At 48.9% G+C, this 22,181-nt stretch carries 19 protein-coding genes; all 19 read right to left on the bottom strand.

The window, feature by feature from the left end:
- Positions 1-15: 15 nt before the first annotated feature.
- The 19 genes from FND36_07970 to FND36_07880 all read right to left on the bottom strand — a co-directional run bounded on the left by FND36_07970 (position 16) and on the right by FND36_07880 (position 22,122).
- A complete protein-coding gene (locus tag FND36_07970; protein ID QDW73976.1) occupies positions 16-726 on the bottom strand; it encodes an NAD(P)H-dependent oxidoreductase in 711 nt (236 codons plus the stop codon).
- Positions 727-839: 113 nt separating this feature from the next.
- Positions 840-2,036 carry an NADP-dependent isocitrate dehydrogenase gene (locus FND36_07965; protein QDW73975.1) on the bottom strand — a complete coding sequence of 399 codons (1,197 nt, stop codon included), beginning with the start codon at positions 2,034-2,036 and terminating at the stop codon, positions 840-842.
- Between the two features lie 27 nt (positions 2,037-2,063).
- A complete protein-coding gene (locus tag FND36_07960) occupies positions 2,064-2,729 on the bottom strand; it encodes a GntR family transcriptional regulator (protein ID QDW73974.1) in 666 nt (221 codons plus the stop codon).
- Between the two features lie 12 nt (positions 2,730-2,741).
- Entirely contained in the window at positions 2,742-4,133 is a 1,392-nt protein-coding gene (locus FND36_07955) for a 2-isopropylmalate synthase (protein ID QDW73973.1), read from the bottom strand.
- A gap of 261 nt (positions 4,134-4,394) precedes the next feature.
- Positions 4,395-5,609: a threonine ammonia-lyase gene (locus tag FND36_07950; protein ID QDW73972.1), complete on the bottom strand. Its 1,215-nt coding sequence runs from the start codon at positions 5,607-5,609 to the stop codon at positions 4,395-4,397.
- Between the two features lie 50 nt (positions 5,610-5,659).
- Positions 5,660-6,610 carry a signal recognition particle-docking protein FtsY gene (ftsY, locus tag FND36_07945; GenBank protein ID QDW73971.1) on the bottom strand — a complete coding sequence of 317 codons (951 nt, stop codon included), beginning with the start codon at positions 6,608-6,610 and terminating at the stop codon, positions 5,660-5,662.
- 23 nt (positions 6,611-6,633) lie between these two features.
- On the bottom strand, positions 6,634-10,194 hold the full coding sequence (smc, locus tag FND36_07940; protein ID QDW73970.1) for a chromosome segregation protein SMC: 3,561 nt from the start codon (positions 10,192-10,194) through the stop codon (positions 6,634-6,636).
- Between the two features lie 7 nt (positions 10,195-10,201).
- On the bottom strand, positions 10,202-10,900 hold the full coding sequence (rnc, locus tag FND36_07935; GenBank protein ID QDW73969.1) for a ribonuclease III: 699 nt from the start codon (positions 10,898-10,900) through the stop codon (positions 10,202-10,204).
- Between the two features lie 58 nt (positions 10,901-10,958).
- Positions 10,959-11,192, bottom strand: coding sequence for an acyl carrier protein (acpP, locus tag FND36_07930; protein ID QDW73968.1), 234 nt, complete (start codon positions 11,190-11,192; stop codon positions 10,959-10,961).
- 29 nt (positions 11,193-11,221) lie between these two features.
- Positions 11,222-12,247 (bottom strand): phosphate acyltransferase PlsX, encoded by a 1,026-nt coding sequence (gene plsX, locus FND36_07925; GenBank protein ID QDW73967.1) that lies wholly within the window; start codon positions 12,245-12,247, stop codon positions 11,222-11,224.
- Between the two features lie 162 nt (positions 12,248-12,409).
- On the bottom strand, positions 12,410-12,589 hold the full coding sequence (locus tag FND36_07920; protein ID QDW73966.1) for a 50S ribosomal protein L32: 180 nt from the start codon (positions 12,587-12,589) through the stop codon (positions 12,410-12,412).
- 3 nt (positions 12,590-12,592) lie between these two features.
- The gene (locus FND36_07915) at positions 12,593-13,120 is read right to left on the bottom strand and encodes a DUF177 domain-containing protein (GenBank protein QDW73965.1); all 528 of its coding nucleotides are present in this window, start codon (positions 13,118-13,120) and stop codon (positions 12,593-12,595) included.
- A gap of 111 nt (positions 13,121-13,231) precedes the next feature.
- Positions 13,232-14,422, bottom strand: coding sequence for an acetate kinase (locus FND36_07910; GenBank protein ID QDW73964.1), 1,191 nt, complete (start codon positions 14,420-14,422; stop codon positions 13,232-13,234).
- Between the two features lie 35 nt (positions 14,423-14,457).
- Positions 14,458-15,459, bottom strand: coding sequence for a phosphate acetyltransferase (gene pta, locus FND36_07905; GenBank protein QDW73963.1), 1,002 nt, complete (start codon positions 15,457-15,459; stop codon positions 14,458-14,460).
- 105 nt (positions 15,460-15,564) lie between these two features.
- Positions 15,565-16,989, bottom strand: coding sequence for an aldehyde dehydrogenase family protein (locus FND36_07900; GenBank protein QDW73962.1), 1,425 nt, complete (start codon positions 16,987-16,989; stop codon positions 15,565-15,567).
- A gap of 13 nt (positions 16,990-17,002) precedes the next feature.
- Complete coding sequence (locus FND36_07895; GenBank protein ID QDW73961.1) at positions 17,003-18,178, bottom strand: amidohydrolase; 1,176 nt, start codon at positions 18,176-18,178, stop codon at positions 17,003-17,005.
- Between the two features lie 13 nt (positions 18,179-18,191).
- Positions 18,192-19,655, bottom strand: a complete 1,464-nt coding sequence (locus FND36_07890; protein QDW73960.1) for a sodium/proline symporter — start codon at positions 19,653-19,655, stop codon at positions 18,192-18,194.
- 30 nt (positions 19,656-19,685) lie between these two features.
- Entirely contained in the window at positions 19,686-20,876 is a 1,191-nt protein-coding gene (locus FND36_07885) for a M24 family metallopeptidase (GenBank protein ID QDW73959.1), read from the bottom strand.
- A gap of 16 nt (positions 20,877-20,892) precedes the next feature.
- Entirely contained in the window at positions 20,893-22,122 is a 1,230-nt protein-coding gene (locus FND36_07880; protein ID QDW73958.1) for an aminotransferase class I/II-fold pyridoxal phosphate-dependent enzyme, read from the bottom strand.
- Positions 22,123-22,181: the final 59 nt, after the last annotated feature.

Here is a 22,181-nt window from a genome sequence, read left to right as displayed (position 1 = left end):
GCCAAAAAAGAAGTTTTATGTTTCCTTCCAGGGACGCTTTCGTCCCAGCCATCCACGTTCTGCCCAGTATCTTTGGTCTATGTCCTCTTTTTCTTTTCGTTTCTGAAAGATGCGCATGATGTAAAACAGCAGCTTTGCCCGCAGTGACGGCCGGACCTTCTGCGGATCTCGAATGATTTTGGAACTGATCTTATCCAGTTTTTCCTTCACCTGATCCTGCAAAGCCTGATCCGCCTCATCCCAGGATGAAACCGGAACCGCCGCGCCGCATTTATAAACTCTTGCCACGCCCCACCAGTAAAGACTGTCCGTAATATCTTTCAAAGCGCTTCTCATGCCCGCGCCCGCGGCCGTGGTCACGCAGACCGCCTGTTTCCTAAACATAGCCGCCGCCGGCCGGTGGACCATCCAGCGGTACCCATAATGATCCAAAAGCGCTTTCATCTGCCCGCTGGCATGAAACACAAATACCGGCGTGGTAAACACCAGAAGATCCGCCTCATCCATCATTTTCGTAATCCTTCTAAGGTAGATCAGATAATCCGGGCATTTGGTTTCCCCCTGCCGGATACAAAGCCCACAGCCTCTGCAGAACTCCGGCATATCTTTCGGTAGAAAAAGCTCATCCACCACATCCTCCTCTTTCGCGATCCGTTCGATCAGCATCCTGCCGAGAATATAAGATTTCCCCCTTCTCATAGTCCCATTAATCATCAGTATCTTCATACAAGCCTCCCCTTTTTGCGTCCTTCAAACTGATTTTCGTCGTTTGGGTACACCCCAAAAGTCAATTTGGGACGTAGCCTTTTTGCATTTTACTACGTCCCGAATTGAATCAACTACATTTTCTCCGCGATTGCTTTGATGAATTCCTCGCTGTTTAGCACTGTGGGATTCTCCAGTGTGGTGATCAGCGCCAGATCCTTGGTCATCTTTCCTCCTTCGATGGTTTCGATGGTGGCCTTTTCCAGACGATCCGCGAAATCCTGAAGTTCCTGATTGCCGTCCAGCTCGCCCCGCTTCCTGAGGGCTCCGCTCCAGGCAAAGATGGTTGCCACGGAGTTTGTGGAGGTCTCTTCTCCCTTCAGATGTTTATAATAGTGGCGCTGCACAGTTCCATGAGCGGCCTCATATTCGTAATATCCATCTGGAGACACCAGCACGGAGGTCATCATCGCCAGCGATCCAAAAGCGGAAGAGATCATATCGCTCATCACGTCTCCGTCATAGTTTTTGCAGGCCCAAATGTAACCGCCTTTGGACTTCATCACCCGCGCTACCGCATCATCGATCAAAGTGTAGAAATATTCAATTCCAGCGGCTTTGAACTTTTCATCAAATTCTGCCTCGTAGATTTCCTGGAAAATATCTTTAAAGGTATGGTCATATTTCTTGGAAATCGTATCTTTTGTAGCAAACCACAGATCCTGTTTCGTGTCCAGAGCGTAGGTAAAGCAGCTTCTGGCGAAGCTTTCAATGGAAGCGTTCAGATTATGCATTCCCTGGATGATCCCCGCGCCTTTGAACTCATGGATCAGCTCTCTTGTCTGAGTCCCGTCTTCTGCCGTGTAGACCAATTCCGCTTTTCCCGCTCCCGGGATCTTCATCTCCGTTCCCTTATAAACATCCCCGTAAGCATGTCTTGCGATGGTGATTGGTTTCTCCCAATTTTTCACGCAGGGCTCGATCCCTTTTACTACGATGGGCGCCCGGAAAACGGTTCCATCCAGGATTGCCCGGATCGTTCCGTTGGGGCTTTTCCACATTTCTTTCAGATCATACTCTTCCATCCTGGCCGCGTTTGGCGTAATGGTCGCGCATTTTACCGCAACCTTATGTTTCTTGGTGGCATTTGCTGAATCAACGGTTACCTGGTCATTGGTCTCGTTACGGTGTTCCAGTCCCAGATCGTAATATTCCGTATTCAATTCAATAAACGGCTCCAGCAGATTTTCTTTGATCATCCGCCAGAGGATCCTGGTCATTTCGTCTCCGTCCATCTCCACGATCGGGTTTGCCATTTTGATTTTCGCCATCGTTCCTTTTCCTCCTGTCTGTTCCGCTTAAGCGGGTGTTTCTTCTTCCATATGCAGATTTTCCATAACCTTCATGATATGCCGGTCTGCCAGCTGTTCTGCCCGGCCTGCGTCCTTTTGCTTGATAGCCTCCAGGATTTCCCGGTGCTCTTCCACGGAACGGACCGCCCGGTCCTGTTCACCTACGGACATGGTCCTTGCCATCTTTACATACTTATGAAAATCCGATAATACATGTTCCAGTATACGACTATTTGAAGCTTCATACAAGATTTTATGAAATTTTCCATCAAGTTCTGCTACTTGCCGCGCTTGTTCCTGTCCTTCTTTTTTCAAATAAAACTCGGACAGCAGGATTACCTCTTCCAGCGCTTCGATCTGTTTCTCCGTAATATGTTCGGTAGCCCATCTGGCGCAAAGTCCTTCCAGCAGGGAGCGGATCTTGTATATGTCGCACACGTCTTTGCGGGTGATTCCTGTCACGTAGGCCCCGCGATTAGGGACGAGAGCCACCAGTCCTTCTAACTCCAGCTGACGCAGCGCTTCCCTCACAGGGGTGCGGCTTACGCCCATTTCTTCTCCAATGGCCGCCTCCCGCAGCTCATCCCCGTCCTGGTACACACCGGACAAAATATCTTCTCTGAGTTTTTGAAATACTTTCCCTCTCAGCGATTGATCCTGATACGTTTCCATCGTCTTTCTCCTTTATCCCAGTTGGATTCCAAGCTTCCGGCAGGAATCCTGGATCACCTGGATCAGTTCTTCATCCGTCAGCACCGTCACCCGGCCCTCTTCATATTCCTGGTCCACCCATTCCTTCACCGTCTGCACCAGAGCAGAGTTCTTATCTACCTGGTCTTTCTCAGAAAGGCGATAGTAAGTATTGATCCAGTGGGCGATCCCCGCAAGACCGGAAGTATTGGAGACTGCTACCCGCGGCGGCTTGTTGAGAAATTTCTCCGTATCAAAAATGTTGTAGATCTCTTCATTTTTCAAAAGTCCGTCCGCATGGATGCCCGCCTTGGTCACATTGAAATTCGCGCCCACAAAAGGTGTGTTCGCGGGTATCTGGTAGTCCAGTTCCTTTTCATAATAATCCGCGATCTCTGTGATCACCGTCGTGTCCATACCATCCAGCGTTCCTCTAAGCTGGGCATACTCAAAGATCATAGCTTCCAGCGGCGTATTCCCGGTCCGCTCTCCAATGCCAAACAAGGAACAGTTTACGCCGGATGCGCCATAGAGCCAGGCTGTAGAAGAATTGCTGACCGCCTTATAGAAATCATTGTGCCCGTGGAATTCGATCAGTTCACTTGGAACTCCCGCATGAACCCGTAGCCCATAGATAATTCCCGGAATCGACCGCGGGATCACAGCGCCTGGATAGTTGACCCCGTACCCCATTGTGTCGCACACCCGGATTTTGATCGGGATCTTATATTCCTCCATCAGATGCATGAGTTCCATACAGAAAGGAATCACAAAGCCATAAATATCCGATCTTGTAATATCTTCCAGGTGGCATCTGGGACTGATCCCAGTCTCCAAACATTCCCGGATAACAGAAAGATACTGTTCAATAGCCTTGCGCCTTGTGGTCTTTAGCTTGTAAAAAATGTGATAATCTGAGCAGCTGACCAGAATTCCAGTTTCTTTCAGACCGATTTCTTTTACCAGCTCAAAATCTTTCTTGCTGGCCCGGATCCAACTGGTCACCTCAGGGAATTCATAGCCCCTCTCCAGACACTTGTATACCGCATCCCGGTCCTTCTTGCTGTATAAGAAAAATTCACTCTGCCTGATCTTCCCATTTGGACCGCCCAGACGGTGGAGAAAATCATACAAAGTCACAATCTGCTCCGTACTGTAAGGCGCCCGCGACTGCTGGCCGTCACGGAAAGTGGTATCCGTAATCCAGATCTCGTCCGGCATACAGTGGGGCACGATCCTGTCATTAAAGGCAATCTTCGGAACCTCGTCATAATGAAATAAATTCCGAAACACATTGGGCTGCTCCACATCCACCAGCGGATACATATGCTCTTCAAGCTGCAAAAGATTCGTATGACTGTCAAAATATACCTTCCTATTTTCCAAGTTCCTCGTCTCCTTCCTATTTCTCATGCTTCCTTCAAATCGCATTATAGTATAATTGTATACAATTATACGTTTTATGTCAACACAGAAAAATTTGAGAAACAACCAGGAAAATTCCAAAAATATCCTCCATTTGCAAATAAAAATGGCGAAAAGACAGAGTGACAATTTAGAAAACTCCATCAATTCGCCGTTCGGGTACACCCCAGATGCTAATTCCAGACGTATCACTTCTTCAAAAGGCTACGTCCTGGTATAAAATTAATACAATTTCGCTCCGATTTCTCTCGGACGCAGCCCCTCGTCTTCCAGCGCCTGCATGATCGCATGTTTATGCTCTGTGCCGAAGGCTTCAACGGTAAGCCGCAGTTCTACCGCCGCATTCCGATTTGTGCTTACGAACTGGTTATGTTCGATCTTGATAACGTTGCCCTGAGCGTCGGCAACGGTCTTCGCCGTGCGCACCAGCTCGCCCGGCTTATCCGGCAGCAGGACGGATACGGAGAAGATCCGGTCTCGCTGGATCAGTCCGTGCTGTACCACGGAGGACATAGTGATGATGTCCATATTTCCGCCGCTTAAGATAGACACTGCTTTCTTTCCTTTCAGATCTAACTGTTTCAGGGCCGCTACCGTCAGCAAGCCTGAATTTTCCACGATCATCTTATGATTTTCCACCATATCCAGGAAGGCGCCGATCAACTCGTCATCCTGCACAGTCAGGATCCGGTCGATATTCTCTTTCGCATAGGGGAAAATCTTCTCTCCCACTTTCTTCACTGCTGTACCATCGGCAATGGTATCCGCGCTGTCCAGCGCCACCGGGCCGTCTGCCTGGAACGCGGCTGTCATGCTTGCCGCCGCCGCAGGCTCAACGCCAATGACCTGGATCTTGGGATTCAGCATCTTTGCAAGAGTGGATACGCCTGTTACCAGGCCGCCGCCGCCGATGGGCGCCAGGATGTAATCTACAGTAGGCAGTTCCTGCACGATCTCCATTGCGATCGTCCCCTGTCCAGTCGCGATATCCAGATCGTCAAACGGGTGCACAAAGGCCGCCCCCGTCTCCTCCGCTAATTTCAGCGCATACGCGCAGGAATCATCATAAACATCTCCGTGAAGGACCACTTCCGCACCATAGCTTTTGGTACGGTTTACCTTGATCAGGGGCGTAACCGTAGGCATTACGATCGTCGCTTTGCATCCAAATTTCTGAGCCGCAAACGCTACTCCCTGGGCATGATTGCCGGCGGAAGCTGTTACCAGGCCTTTTTCCCGTTCTTCTTCTGACATGGTACTGATCTTATAATAAGCCCCTCTTACTTTGTAAGCGCCGGTATACTGCATATTTTCCGGCTTCAAGTAGATCCGGCCGCCTGTCTGCCGACTTAAATACTCGCTGTAGACCAGCTTAGTGGGAAGAGTCACATTTTTCACGATTTCGCTTGCCTGTTCAAATTTTTCTAACGTCAACATATCCATCCTCCTGTTCTTTTTACAAATTATCAGTCACCGATCCTATAAACTTACGCTTCCTCTGACGCTGTCTCTCCAGAAAACAATGCTTTCACAAAGGTATCGGAATCGAATTTCTGAAGATCATCTATCGTCTCGCCCACGCCGATATATTTTACCGGGATTCCCAGCTCCGCCTGGATCGCTACCGCGATCCCGCCTTTTGCCGTCCCGTCCATCTTTGTCAAAATAATGCCGGTAATGTCTGCCACTTCGCTAAACTCTTTTGCCTGCTGCAAAGCGTTCTGGCCAGTAGTCGCATCTAGAACCACTAATGTTTCTCTATAGGCTTCTCCATACTCCCGTTCGATGATCCGGTTCATCTTCTTCAGTTCTTCCATTAAGTTCTTTTTGTTATGGAGTCTTCCCGCCGTATCGACCAAAAGGACATCCGCGTGCCTTGCCTTAGCGGCCGCGACCGCATCGTAGACTACAGAAGCGGGATCCGCTCCCTCCTGTCCGCCGATCAGTTCTGCCTGTGAGCGCGCCGCCCATTCTTTCAGCTGCTCGCCGGCAGCCGCCCGGAAGGTATCCGCCGCCGCAAGGACTACTTTCTTATGCTGGGCTCTCAGTTTTCCAGCCAGCTTTCCGATCGTGGTCGTCTTGCCTACTCCATTTACACCGATCACCATAACTACAGAGGTTTTTTCCTCAAACTCATAGGCCGCTTCCCCCACATCCATCTGCTCCCGGATGCTTTCGATCAAAAGCTCCCTGCAGTCTTTCGGTTCCTTGATGTGCTGTTCCTTCACCTTGGCCCTTAAGTCCTCCAGGATTTCTTCCGTCGCCTGAACTCCCAGATCTCCCATGATCAGAACTTCTTCCAGTTCTTCATAGAAATCTTCGTCAATGTGAGAAAATCCGCTGAAAATACTGTCCATGCCGGATACTATATTGTCCCTGGTCTTTCCAAGCCCCGCCACCAGTCGTTTAAAAAAACCGCCTTTCTTTTCTTCCGCCATCGCTTTCCCTCCTTTATGCTGTCCTATTTGTCCAGTTCCCCTTCCAGAAGACTGACAGATACCAGTGTCGACACTCCCTTCTCCTGCATGGTGATCCCATACAGACGGTCTGCCGCCGTCATCGTCCCCCTTCTGTGGGTGATCACGATAAACTGGGTATTTTCCGTTAATTTGTGGAGATACTTCGCAAACCTTACCACATTGTTATCATCCAAGGCCGCCTCGATCTCATCCAGCAGGCAGAATGGCGATGGTTTCAGATTCTGGATCGCAAACAGCAGTGATATGGCCGTCAGCGCTTTTTCTCCGCCGGACAACTGCATCATATTCTGCAGCTTCTTTCCCGGCGGCTGGGCAATGATCCGAATCCCCGCCTCCAAAATATCCTCGTCTTCCATCAGTTCCAGAGTTCCTTTTCCGCCGCCGAATAATTCCTTGAACACCGCGTCGAATTCTTCAGAAATCCTGGCAAACTGTTCCTGGAATTGCTTGCGCATGGCGGCATCCAGCTCATCGATGATCTGAACCAGAGTCGCTTCCGCTTCCACCAGGTCGTCATGCTGCTTCTTCAGGAAATCATACCGCTCAAACAAGTTCTTGTAGTCTTCGATAGCATTTACATTTACATTCCCAAGGCCTTTGATCTCGCCTTTCAACTCCTGGATCTTGCGTTTCATTTTCGCAAGGTCCGTCAGCTTCTCATCCCGGATCTCCAGCGCCCGGTTGTAGGTAAGCTCATATTCTTCCCACATATAATCGATCTGTTTCTGGGAAGCCGCCCCATAGCTTTCTTTCTGGCTTTCCAAACGAAATACTTCTTTATCCAATTCCGCCATGTGATTGGAAAGTTCTTCTCTTTTTTGGAGAAATGTTTTGTGCTTTTGGGTAAGTTCTTCCCGCTCCACTTTGTATTTCTCGATTTCTGCCTGTATCTCAGCGAAAAGCTCTCCGGAATTCTCAATAGTCTGCTTAAGATCCTGGATCTGAGCTTCTTTTTCCTGGATTTCTTTCGATGTGCCTCCCTTGTTTTCCTCCAGTTCCGTTAATTCTTCCTGGAATTTCTCCATCTCTTCCTGGATACGGGTCACATTTTCCAGTACAAATTCATATTTTTGTTCCAGCCCCGCGCAGACCAGATGGACTTCTTCTGCCGTTTTCTGTCTGGCAGTTTCAATTTCATGCTCCTGATCCAGCGCCGCCTGATCTTCCTGGATACGGGCCGTCAGCTGGGTTTCCAGTTCTTCTGAAGTATCCAGCTCCACATTGATGGACTCCTGGTTATCCATAATATCTGTAATCTGCCGATCCAGATCCTGGCCTTCCTTCTGGATATCTTCCACCAGATCTCTGGCCGCTTTAGCTCTGGCTCCTGCCTGGTCCGCGTTCATTTTGGCCGTATTCTGCACAACATAAGCTTTTTGCAGTTCTTCCTTGATCTGCTCGATCTTTTCATAATATCCGGTCCGGACTTGGCGCAGTCTGTCTGATTCCGCCTCCAGCTCGTCCATTTCCTTTTTCAGCTGCAGGACCGTTTTCTCAAATTCTTCGATCTCCCGTCTTCTGCTCAGAAGATTGCTGGAATTCTTAAAGGCTCCGCCGGTCATCGATCCCCCCGGATTGATCAGTTCTCCTTCCAGGGTGACGATCCTGAGAGACTGCTGATATTTCCTGGCGATCCTGGTGCCCGTGTCGATGTGGTCTACTACCAAGGTCCTCCCGAGAAGAAAGCCTACCAATTCCCGATATGCCGGGTCTGTCTTCACCAGCGTGTCCGCAATCCCGATCGCTCCCGGCTCCTTTAACGCCTCTGGCCTTGCCAGACCGCCTCTGGCCTTCATACTTGTGAGAGGAAGGAAGGTTGCCCTTCCAAAACGATTCTGCTTTAAGAACTGGATCATCCGTTTCGCGGTCTCTTCATCGGCAGTGACAATATTCTGGATATTGCCGCCAAGCGCCGTCTCCACAGCGATCTCGTAATTCTTCTCTACTTTGATAAGATCCGCTACCACGCCCAGAAGCCCCGGCTCCCTCCCCTTGTGGTCCATGACTTTCCGGATACTGTTTCCGTACCCGTCATACCGCTCTGTAATATTTTTTAAAGACTCCAGACGGGACTGTTCTCTGTGATAAGCGGTCTGGCCAATCCGGAATTTCTCCGTTCTTCCAGCCAGATCCTTCTGGATCTTTTGGATCTTCTCCTCATACTGGCTGCTGTTTGCTGTCAGCTTGCGAATCTTGCCGGAAATCTCTTCTAACTCTTCCAGGTATCCGTTCTGCAGCCTTTCCTGGGCCGCCGCTTCCTCTTGGGTCTCCTTGCTCCGATGGTCCAACTGTTCTCTTCGCACCTGGATCTGCTCCAGCATGGTGTCGTATTTCTGGATCTTCGCTTTCGTGGAAGCCCGGTTGTTTAAAAGCTCCATGATATCGCTTTTATTCTTATCGATCGCGGCGGACAGGGTCGCGATCCTGGTCTGGACCGTGATCAATTCTTCCCTGGCCTTATTTTCCTCCGCCTTTTTCGCTTCCAGATCCCCCCGGATACTTTCCTGTTCCCGCCTTCGCTCCCGCAGCTGGCTGTCCCGCTCCATCAGTTCTGATTCAATGGTTTTGGCCCGCTGGTCGTAATGCTCATCATTCATATGGGCGCTGTGGATCTGTTCTTTCAAAAGGGCAATCTGGTTCTCCAGCTGCTGCTTGAGGATGGTAGTCTCGTTTAGCTGACTTTTGGCCTTCTCAATGGAAGCCTCGATGCCATCCACCTGTTCCTCTACCGACTCATATTCCTGCTTCATATCCGCGTAAGCGCTGCCGGATTCCTCCAATTCCTGACGGGCGGCCTCCAGTTTTCCTTCGATTCCCTGGATCTGCTCTTGGATCCTGGCCGTCTCAAGCAGAAACATATTGATATCATATCTTTTTAATTCTTCCTTTTTTCTGAGATATTCCCTGGCCGTCTCCGCCTGTTTCTCCAAGGGCTTGATCTGCTTTTCCAGCTCTGCCAGGATATCATTGACGCGAAGAAGATTCTGGCGTTCTTCTTCCAGCTTCTTCACCGATAGATTTTTTCGACGTTTGAATTTGACGATTCCCGCGGCCTCATCGAAGAGTTCCCGCCGTTCCTCCGGCTTACCGCTCAATATCTTGTCAATCTGCCCCTGTCCGATGATCGAATAACCCTCTTTTCCAATCCCGGTATCGTAGAACAACTCATTTACGTCCTTAAGTCTGCAGGGGCTCCCATTAATAAGATATTCACTTTCCCCGGAACGGTACAGCCTTCGGGCTACCGTCACCTCCTCAAACTCAATAGGAAGCTGGTGGTCAGAGTTATCAAGAGTAATAGCCACAGAAGCATAGCTCAAAGGCTTTCTATTTTCAGTTCCGGAGAAAATCACATCCTGCATACTTCCGCCGCGCAGCTGTTTTACTCTTTGTTCACCAAGCACCCAGCGCACCGCGTCCGCCACATTGCTCTTTCCGCTGCCGTTAGGTCCTACGATCCCGGTGATTCCATTATGAAAATCAAATTTGATCTTGTGGGCGAAGGATTTAAAACCTTGAACCTCGATACTTTTTAAATACATATTCCACCTACTTTATATCCCGCTTTTTCAAGGCAAGCAGGGCTTGATAAGCCGCTTCCTGCTCCGCCCGCTTTTTTGTGTGTCCCATGCCCGTTCCATAAGCTTCCTCTCCAATGTATACTGCCGTTTGGAAGGATTTGTCATGATCAGGGCCCTTTTCACCGATCAGGCGGTAAGAAATCTTCTCCCCTTTGAAATATCCCTGCACAACTTCCTGAAGGATAGTCTTGCTATCGAAAAAGAGTTTTTTCTTCTCAATATCATTCAGTACTACCCGGTGAATAAACTCTTTCGCATTAGTAAAACCACCGTCCATATAGATCGCGCCGATCAAAGCCTCCAGCGCATCCGATGTCAGAGATTCCCGCTTCCGGCCTCCCGTAGCCTCTTCTCCTTTTCCTAGCATAAGATAAGACCCAAGTCCCAATTCTCTTGCGCAGAACGCAAGCGCCGGTTCGCAGACGATACCCGCCCTCATCCGAGTCAGCTCTCCTTCCGGGTAATTCGCCTTATCCCGAAACAGATATTCGCTGGTCACAAGTTCCAACACCGCATCTCCCAGGAATTCCAGCCGTTCGTTGCACTCATATCTTTCCATCTGGGCCTCATTGATGTAGGACTTATGGGTCATCGCCCGTTCCAGAAGCCGGAAATCATGAAACTGATATCCCGTTTTTTTCTCCAATTCTCTCAAATCTTTTCCCATACTCTCTCCCATAAAACGAAAAAGCCCTACCGGGCTTTTTCGTCTCCTAAAACCATGCCTAGTTGTTTGTTGCCGCTTTGATCTGCTCTACGGCATCCCCTACTGTAGCGATCTTTTCCGCGTCTTCATTGTCGATTTCAATATCAAATGTCTCTTCGATCCCCATAATGATCTGGAAAATATCCAAAGAATCTGCTCCCAGGTCGTCCACAAATTTAGACTCCATTGTAATTTCCTGCGCCTCTACATTCAGCACATCTGAAATGATCTCCTGCAGTTTTTCAAATTCCATACTCTTTTCTCCTTTTCTAAACTGATAATTTATGACTCAGCCGCTTCCTCGCCGGCTTGAATACAATCTCTGATCTTTTCGTTGATCCTCTGCTGTTTAAACGTACAGCACTGCCAGATCGTGTTGCGAACTTCCTTAGCTTTCGCGCTTCCGTGAGTTTTGACCACAAGTCCTTTCAACCCCAGCAATGGCGCTCCGCCATATTCTGTCGCGTCAAACGTCTTCAGCGTCTCTTTCAGGGCAGGTTTGACCAGAAGTGCGCCGATCTTGCTTCTTAGAGATGTCATCATCCCCCCTTTGATCTTCTCCATCAATACAGACCCCAGTCCTTCGTAAAGCTTCAGAATCACATTTCCCGCGAACGCCTCGCAAACAACTACGTCTGCCTGTCCCCGCGGAATCTCTCTGGCCTCCACGCTTCCAATAAAATGAATCCCTTTTGTCTCCTTCAGCAGAGGAAACGTCTCTTTTACCAAGGCATTCCCTTTCTCTTCTTCCGCGCCGATATTGACAATTCCAACTTTAGGATTCCGGATGCCGACTACATGCTCCATATAGATCGATCCCATCTTCGCAAACTGAACCAGATGAGAAGGCCTTGCGTCCACATTGGCACCGCAGTCTACCAGAAGACTTACTCCAGACGCCGTTGGGATCAGAGGTGCCAGCGGCGGGCGCTCCACGCCTTTCAGCCTTCCAACGATCACCTGTCCTCCCACAAGGATCGCCCCTGAGCTTCCTGCCGACACAAAGGCATCTGCCTTTTCTTCCTTCACCATCTTCATTCCCACAACGATAGATGAATCCTTCTTCTTACGGATTGCGTTCACCGGCGGCTCAGCCGTCTCGATCACTTCCTGCGCCGGAACGATCTGGATCTGGTTTCCACTGTATCCATTCTTATCCAGCTCTTTCCTGATCACATCTTCCCGACCCACCAGACAGACTTGGATATCCCTCCGTTCTGCCACAGCCTCCACTGCGCCTTTGACGATCTCACCCGGAGCGTTGTCGCCGCCCATGGCATCCACGGCTACTGTTGTAATTTCAGTCATGATATATGATTCCTCCTAGCACTACTAGCATAATTCTACTAGACCTTTTTCCAAAAATCAATATTTTTATCCATATATATACAGATTTCGTGAAAACGAAAAAAAGAATCGGGAACAAACTCTCACCTGTTCCCGATTGCTTTTTCATCTTTTCACTCATTCCTAGTCCTGAGGAATGATCTCTTTTTTGTTGTAAGAGCCACAGGCTTTGCATACTCTGTGAGGCATCATCAATTCGCCGCACTTGCTGCATTTCACCAGGTTTGGTGCGCTCATCTTCCAGTTAGCTCTTCTCTTATCTCTTCTTGCCTTTGAAGATTTGTTCTTTGGACAGATCGACATGGGTTACACCTCCTTAAAATTCTTAAACACATCGCGGATAACTGACATTCTAGGGTCAAGACCTGTGTCTTCACAGTCACAAGTCCCCTCATTCAGGTTTTGACCACATACGCTGCAAATCCCCTTACAGTCTTCGCCGCACAGAATCTTAGTCGGCCATCCTATGAGAATCTCATTGCAGACCATCTGGTCTACATCGAGCGTATATCCGTCAATATAATTTGCTTCGTCAAAATCTTCCGTCTGGCTTCCATCCGGTTCGTCCAAATCTACATTTTTGGTAAAATCAAGCGTAAGCGGTGTCTCCACTGGTGCCAAACACCGATCACAGGCTGTTTCAAACAGAAGATCTGCTTTTCCTGTGATCCGAATCTTCCGCTCTTTCACATATTCCACCGTGATAGACAAAGGACTTTTCCTAATAATAGGGAAAGCTCCCTGTGAAAATTGAAATTTCTCTATCTCGATCGGCACGTCCCGTTCAATGGACTCATGCTGCTCAGACAGAACATTTGACAGGTCTAACAACATAGATAATTACTCCTATCCACACCTAAACTATTATATCACGAAAAATAAGTTTGTCAACCAAAACCCGCAAAATTACTGATTATTTCTCTTTCTTCAAAAGCAGCGTTCTACTTATACCAGGGCCACCGTCTCACGAGCAATAGCAAGTTCTTCGTTGGTAGGGATCACAGCAACCTTCACTTTGGAATCCGATGTAGAGATCACCTGGTCTTCTCCCCGCTTCTGATTTGCCTCTTCATCCACCGAAATTCCCAGATACCCAAGGTAGGAAAGGACCATCCTGCGGACTGTTCCTGAGTTTTCACCGATTCCGGCTGTAAACGCGATGGCGTCTACTCCATTCATGGCCGCCACATAAGAACCAATGTATTTCGCTACCCGGTAGCAGAACACTTCCATTGCCGCTTTCGCGTATTTATTCCCGTTATTCATGCCCTCTTCCAGATCCCGGAAGTCGCTGGATAAATTCTTGGAAAGGCCAAGCACGCCGGATTTTTTATTCAATACATTCATTACTCCCGCAATATCCAGATCTTCTTTCTTTGCGATATATTCCATAATGGCGGGATCCATGTCGCCGGAACGGGTTCCCATCACCAGACCTTCCAGAGGAGTCAGTCCCATAGAAGTATCTACACATTTTCCGTTCTCCACCGCGCTGATGGAAGCGCCGTTTCCAAGATGCGCCACAATGATCTTAGAATCATTCAGATCCAGTCCCAGGAATTCTGCCGCGTGTTTGGAGACAAAACTGTGGCTTGTCCCGTGGAAACCGTAGCGTCTTACCGCGTACTTCTCATAATACTCATAGGGAAGCCCGTAAAGATAAGCTTTCTCCGGCATGGTCTGATGGAAGGCCGTGTCAAATACAGCAACCATCGGTGTGCCAGGCATCAGTTTCTGACACGCGTTGATGCCGATCAGATTGGCAGGATTGTGAAGCGGCGCAAGGTCGTTGCATTCTTCGATGGCTTTCAGGACTTCGTCTGTGATCACAACAGAACTTGCAAACTTCTCTCCGCCATGTACCACGCGATGGCCCACCGCGCCGATCTCATCTAAGCTCTTTACAACGCCTGTCTTATCGTTGGTCAGGGCTTCGATCACGAACTGGATCGCCTCCGTATGGGTAGGCATAGCTTTGTCAGATACTTCCTTCTCTCCGCCTTCCGGCTGATAGGTGAGACGCCCGTCGATGCCGATCCGCTCACACAGACCTTTTGCCAGTACTTCCTCAGACTCTGAATTGATCAGCTGGAACTTCAATGATGAACTTCCGCAATTGATAACTAATACATTCATTTGTTTTCCCTCTCTTTTATATTACTTACTTTTCTTTATTCTTCTGCCATTGCCTGTACTGCCGTGATCGCTACCACACCTTCAATATCTTTGGCGCTGCAGCCGCGGGATAAGTCGTTGACCGGAGCCGCGATTCCCTGGGTCAGCGGACCGTAAGCCTCTGCTTTCGCCAGTCTCTGAGCCAGCTTGTAACCGATATTTCCCGCATCCAGATCTGGGAATACCAGTACGTTCGCTTTGCCCGCCACCGGACTTCCCGGTGCTTTTGAAGCGCCCACTTCTGGTACGATCGCCGCGTCAAGCTGGAACTCTCCATCCAGCTGAAGGCCTTCCGGCGCGTTCTCTTTCGCGATACGGGTTGCCTCTACCACTTTGTCCACATCCGGGTGTTTTGCGCTTCCCTTGGTGGAGTGTGACAGCATTGCCACGATCGGTTCCTTGCCTGTCAGGAGACGGAAAGAGTCCGCGGAAGAAAGGGCGATCGCCGCCAGCTTCTCCGGGTCCGGATTCTGCTCCAGTCCGGAATCCGCAAAGATAAAGGTTCCGTCAGCGCCCATGTCGCAGTCTGGAACTACGATCACGAAAAATGCGGATACCAGCTTTGTTCCTGGCTTTGTCTTCAGAATCTGGAGACAGGGGCGAAGGGTGTCTGCCGTAGAATGGCACGCTCCAGAAACCATTCCGTCCGCATCCTTCATCTTGACCATCATGACTCCGTAGTAAAGGTAATTCGTCAAAAGAAGCTCTCTTGCCTGTTCCTCAGTCATTCCTTTCTTCTGGCGCAGCTCTACTAATTTCGCGATATATCCTTCTGTTTTCTCAGAAGTCGCAGGATCTACGATAGTCGCTCCGCTGATATCAAAATCTCCTTTGTTTTTCGCGATCTCTTCTTCGCTTCCCACAAGGATCAGGTTCGCCGTCCCTTCCTTAAGAACGGCCTCTGCCGCCTCGTAAGTCCTGATATCCTCCGTCTCAGGAAGCACGATCGTCTTTTTACAGGTTTTCGCCTTTGCTTTGATTTCATCTATAAATCCCATGATTATAGACTCCTTTCCATTTTTTCTCAGTATTTTTATTATAATACAAAGAGACCTTGAAAAACAAGGTCTCTTCTTGGAATCTTATGTGCATTTTTCTGTACATCAGCGCCGCTCTCCCCTTGGCGTATAGATGGATTTCACTTCCAAAAATTCCTCAAATCCTTCCACGCCGCCTTCTCTTCCTAATCCTGACTGCTTGTACCCGCCAAAAGGCGCTCTGACATCCCACTCGCCATCGTTGACATAAATCGTTCCTGTCTTGATCCTCCTGGCCACCTTCTGTGCCAGCTCTTCCGGGCCAAACACCGCTCCGCCAAGTCCATAGATACTGTCGTTCGCCTTTTCTACGGCCTCATCCACTGTTTTGTAAGTCGATACGCATAGTACCGGGCCAAAGATCTCTTCCTTTTCAATCCTCATGTCCTGGGTTACGTCTGAAAATACCACCGGTTTTACATAGTAGCCTTCTGTCTGCCCGTCCGGAACCTCTCCGACGATCATTCTCGCCCCTTCCTTGACTCCAAGTTCAATATAACCTTTTACTTTGTCATATTGTTTCTGACTGGAAAGAGGTCCGATATCTACCGTCCAGTCGGTGGGATTTCCAACTGCATAGCCGGAAGACTGTCGGATGATAATATCCTCCACTGATTTTAGGTCCTCCTCCTGCACCAAAAGACGGGTCGTCGCATTGCAGGTCTGCCCGGAATTCAGAAACACTGTGTCAAGAGTGGCCTTCACGCCCAATTCATAGTCTCCTCCCGGCAATAAAACGGTCGCTGATTTCCCGCCAAGCTCCAACGCCAGCTTTTTGATGTTCGCAAGCCCCATTCTTGCGACCTCTCGTCCCGCGTCTGTCGAGCCTGTAAAAGAAATCATGTCCACTTCTGGATGAGAAGCCAGAACATTCCCCACTTCTGCTCCTTTCCCCGTGACCATATTGTATACGCCTGCCGGATATCCCGCCGCATCAATGAGTTCTGTCAGAATGTAAGCAGTCAGCGGTGTCATTTGACTTGGCTTGAGGATTACACAGTTCCCGGCAAGAAGTGCCGGAACTACTTTTTTTACAATCTGCTCCAGCGGGAAATTCCAGGGGGTAAGGCCTCCGACCACGCCCACCGGCTCCCTGCGGACCACAGAATTTTCTAACCGCTTTTCATACTCATAGTTTCTGGCTGTCAGGATATAGTTTTCCGCCTCCAGGATAAATGGATCCACATGCACGTCCCGCGACACTTTATAGGGGCTTCCGAGCTCTTTTGTCACCGTCTCGATCAATTCATCTCTGCGCGCCTTCAAGCCTTGAACAACGCTCTCCATCAGCCGGATTCTCTCTTCGACCGGCACCTCCTGCCAAGTCTCAAAAGCTTTCCTGGCGGCGCGCACCGCCCGTTCCACATCTTCTCGGTCTCCTCTTGGAACTTTTTCAATGATTTCTCTTGTATAAGGATTCTCAATCTCAATATATTGACCGGAGTTTCCATCCACAAATTCCCCGTTAATATATAATTTCTTGATCTCCATGACTTACTCCTTTCTAGCTTCTCAAATAATCCAACGCAGAACGTACATGCATTTCCACTCCAGTCTTCATCACCTCTTCGTCAACGTTAAACTTAGGATGGTGATGAGGATAACAAGTATCTTTTTCAACGTTTCCGCTTCCCAAAAAGTAGAACACCCCTGGAACCTTCCTGGTAAATTCTGCGAAATCCTCTCCTGCGATATACGAATATCGAACTACGTCCTTTGCTTCCACAACCCTCGCCGCAGTCTTCCGCAGATTTTCTGCCAACAACGCATCATTTATGACCGCCGGGCTGTCATCCCCGCTGTATTCAATCTGGTACTCTGTAGAAGAGGCCTGGCAGACTCCTTGTACAATCTTCTCGAATTTCTCCTTCAGCCGTTTCTTGCCACTTTCTTCATCTGCATACAAGAAACGCATCGTTCCCTCCAGTACAGCCTTATCCGGAATCACATTGCTAGCTGTTCCAGCCGCAAACCTTCCCACCATGATTACCGTAGGTTCCCTGGGGTCCATCTCCCTTGTCTGAATTTGCTGAACAGCCTGCACAATACTGCACCCTGCAATCACCGGATCAATGGCCGCATAAGGCGCTCCCGTATGTCCGCCTTTTCCATAAACGGTGACTTTAAATTCCTCCAAGGCCGCCATGACTGCCCCGTCTGAAATTCCGATTTTTCCGCTCTCTAACTGGGACCATATATGCATAGCAAACGCCGCATCCACCTTGGGATTCTCTAAAATCCCCTCCCGGATCGTATCTCTCGCCGCCGTTCCTTCCTCGTTTGGCTGAAAAAGGAACTTTATATTTCCAGAGATCTCCTCCTGCCGTTCCGCCAGAATCTTGGCCGCCACAAGAAGCATAGCCGTATGGGCATCGTGTCCACAGGCGTGCATCTTCCCCGCTTCCTCCGATCGGTAATCTACCGTTGTCTCTTCCTCCACTGGAAGCGCGTCCATATCGGCCCGAAGAAGAAGCGTTTTTCCAGGCCTGCCCCCTCGGATCAAAGCGGCCACGCCCGTCTTGCAGATTCTTTCCACCTCCAGACCGCAGGCTTCCAGGTATTTATACACAATATCGGAGGTCCGGTATTCCTCATACCCAAGCTCCGGATGGCGATGCAGGTCTCTTCTCAACGCGATCAATTCCGGCTCCAGCTCCAAAACTCTTGTCCTGATTTCCATGTCTCTTTCCTCCTTATCCGGCCGCCTGACTTTCTGACATCTCTGTCTCATATTTACTGTCCGGACATAGATGGCTCAACAAAATTCCACTGAGAATTGTTACCGCAAAAGACATAAACCGTGCGCTCACAATATTTTCTAAAGGTGTGATCATCCAGCCAATTGTAAAGATCGTCCCAATCAGAATTGACCATGCAATCCCCCTGGCTGAAGACTTCTTGTAAAACAATCCCAGCAGTACAATCGCCGAGAGAACACTTCCAACGCCTGCGTTCATCCAACTGGTAATGTAATAGATCAGTTTTCCTGACGTCATGGCCACAAAAAGTCCCAGAGCACCTGCGCATAAGATTACGATCCGAGACAAGCGGACAAGCTGATCGCTGGTCAAATTTTTCCCTAGGGCCTTATGAATAATATCTTCACTTAAAGTTCCTGATACTACCATAATCACAGAGGCGCAGGTTGACATCATGGCCGCGAAGATCCCCGCGATCAGAATCCCTGCAAGCGGAGCCGGGAAGAGATCCTGGATCATATAAGGCAGTAAGGTTTCCGGATCAGCCAAAGCATCGTAGCCATAAAGCGCCACACCCAAGATCCCGATGAAAAAGACTCCTGTGTAGCCGGCGGCAATCCATCCCACCGCCACATTCCTGCTCGTATTATATTCTTTCACACTCCTCATGGCCATCACACGGGAAGTCAGCTGCGGCTGGCCGCCATAAAAAGTAAAGCACCAGTTCAGATTAGCAAAGATCAAAAGGAAGGCCGCCATTCCGTTCACTCCGCCTGTCCAGGAGGAAATATTCGGGCCCGCTTCCAGCAAGGCGGCCGATATGTCAATCCCCTGAGCCTGTATTACAAAAAAGGCTGTAATTGGAACCACCACCAGTGTTCCCACCATAAGAATACTCTGAACTACATCTGCCCATACAATCGACATAAATCCCCCCATCGTAGTGTACAGGACTACTACGATTACCGTAATAAGCATACCATAGGCTGGTTTTAAGCCTGTAACAGTGAGCAGAGTTTTTCCGGCTCCCGAAAACTGTGCTCCCAGATAGAACATGAAAAAGATTCCTACGTTGATGCTGATAAACCATCGAATTAAGTTGGCCTTCGCCCCAAACTTCATGGCAATATATTCCGTCAATGTCAATGCTCCATATTTCTCATTGTCCTGCCGGATCTTCTTGCCAAAAAACAGCCAGAACCCCATTGTGCCCATAGCGGATCCGATCAGCACCCAAGCTCCCGACACGCCATTTGCATAGACAAACCCTGTCAGTCCCATCAGAAGATATACGGATTCACAAGCCGCTCTCTCGGAAAAAGCAAGCGCCCACCCGGGGAGTTTATTTCCGCCCAGCATAAATTCTTCCTGAGACAATTTTTTACGGCTGAAATAAACTCCAATCCCAATCATACAAATGCAGTATAATACGATTTCCGCAACGATGATCCAACTCATCCTCACCACTCCTTCCCTTTTCCGGCCACTTTACTTCACCAATAATTTTCGCTCGTAGGAGGTCATCTCCTCGCAGCCGTTCTCCGTCACACGGAACGTCTGGCTGATATCGACACCAAACTGATCCAGCCATATTCCCGGAATCATGTGGAAGACCATATTGGGCTTCAAAATAGTCTTGTCCCCAGGCCGCAGACTTGCGGTATGCTCTCCCCAATCCGGCGGGAAGTTCAATCCTGTTGGATAGCCGATTCGAGAATCCTTAATAAATCCGCTCTTAGCAATGCTCGCCGCCCACACCCGCTCTACTTCTTCACAGGTTACACCCGGCTTTACCGCCTCCAGTGCTTTGGCAATTCCTTCTGTAACCACCGCGCCCAGCTCCTTCACCCGCTCCGGAGCATTGCCCAGGATCATCGTTCTCGCCAATGGGCAATGATATCTTTTATAATTGCCAGCAAGCTCCAGGATCACGGTGTCGCCGTCTTTATAAACCTCGTCAGTCCAACTCAGGTGAGGTGTAGAGGTCCGCACACCCGCAGGCATCAAAGGAATAATCGAAGCATAGTCTCCGCCATACTCTTCGGTTCCTCTAATGAGAGCTCCATAAACTTCTGCCGCCGCATCGCACTGTCTGACACCAATATCTACCGTCTCGTATGCTTTTGCCATTCCTCGCTCTACGATTTTCCCCGCTTTGCGGATCAGTTCTATTTCTTTATCAGATTTTACCAACTTCACCCAGTTCACCAGGTTGTTTCCATCTGCAAATTTAGCATCCGGGAGGGAGGCCTCCAATCGCTCCTGGCATTTCGCCGTATAATAATAGGCATCCATCTCTGTTCCAATCACTTTTTTATCTGCCTTTTTCCCCCGAATCACATCAGCCACAAATTCCATAGGATGTTTGATCAAAGAGTGTACATAATCATCCGTATAAGCGTAAATATTTTCATCATCCAGCCAGGTCGTCAGTCTCGCAGAGTTGGCATCCTGTCCCCTTCCTATCCACACCGGCTGTTCTTCCGTATCAATGACTATGATACACTGATGTACATAAAAGGACCAGCCGTCAAACCCTGTCAAATAGCACATATTCGCAGGGTCTGTCACAATCAGGACTTCCATCCCTTTCTTTTGCATACTCTCTTTTACTTTTCGTAACCGCTCTTTAAATTCCGACACTTCAAAGTTTAACCATCTGTCTTTTATCTCTACCATCTGTTCTTCCTCCTTCTCAATTTTCAAAGCAATACCTTGGCTTATCGAAGTCTTTGACAAATTCTCCAACTTCCTTTGCCAAAATTTCGGTACTTTCTTTGTCTATAATGGCCCTTTTAAAGAATTTGGCAATTTCTTGCATTTCCGCCTCTTTCATTCCAAATCTGGTGACTTCTGGCGTTCCGATCCGGATCTGCGCACTCGCTCCGGAAAAATCATCAGAGCACAAAATCCCGGCCTTCTCCAGCAGTTTTCCCGGCGCAGTTTCCACCAGATCTTCCAAATCTACCAGAAGAAGATGGCTTTGCGTAAATCCCTTGGCTTCATCTCCAAGCACATGAAATCCGTATTTATGCAGCGCTTCCGCAAGGCTGCGCGCGTTCTTTACTATTTGCTTTGCGTAGTCTTCTCCAAATTCCTTCATTTCCAAAAGAGAAGCCGCAAAAGCAGGAAGCCGCACAATATGATGGCTGGTTACAAGGGACGGAGAAAGCGCGTCTCCAATCTGTTTCATCAATTCCGGTTTATTACTGATCACAAATCCCCCCTGTGGTCCCGGGAAAGATTTATGGGTGCTCCCAAATACTATATCCGCTCCATGCTCAATAGGATTCGGAAACTGCCTGCCCGCGATCAGCCCCGTCACATGAGAGGCATCATAGGCCACTACGATTCCCAGTTCCTCCGCCGTCTCCACAAACTGCTCTACCGGCTCTGGAAAGAGTGTCCCTGAGCCTCCAAAGATCACCAGCTTTGGCCGTTTCTCCCTTGCCATTTGAATCAATCCGTCTATATCCACTTCTCCATTTTGAAATGGCATATATTCCACACGTATCGTTTCCCCAAGCTGACTGATCTGGCACATCGGCCCCACCAGCCCATGCCCCCAATCCTCCAAAGACACTTCAATCACCAAATCATGCGGTTTTAAGATTCCAAGAACAACTGCCATCCCTGCCATGTGGCCGCTGATCGGCCGGAGATCCACATACGTTCCTCCAAAAATCTCTCTCACCAGCTCATGAGTTTCCAGTTCAAATTCATTGATGTACTTATTGCCTGTATACTCCCGTTCTTCTGGTTTCAATGTCGTATAACAGCCATATCTGTTATTAAAATCCGAACAAAGATACCCTCTTACTCTTTTACTTGCGTAATTCTCCGAAGCAATCAGATTCAGGCAATGATGTCTGTAGGTGTCATGCTTTTCCAATAAAGCGTCAATGTCTCCAAGCTTTTGTATCATAGCAGTTTTCCTCCTTTCTCCCTGTCTGCTTTGTACTTGTCTCGATTCTATAACGCCCC

It is taken from the genome of Lachnospiraceae bacterium KGMB03038, assembly GCA_007361935.1.
Taxonomy (GTDB): Bacteria; Bacillota; Clostridia; order Lachnospirales; family Lachnospiraceae; genus Massilistercora.
Note: the sequence above shows the minus strand (reverse complement) of the source record. Positions and strands in the feature narration are given on the sequence as shown.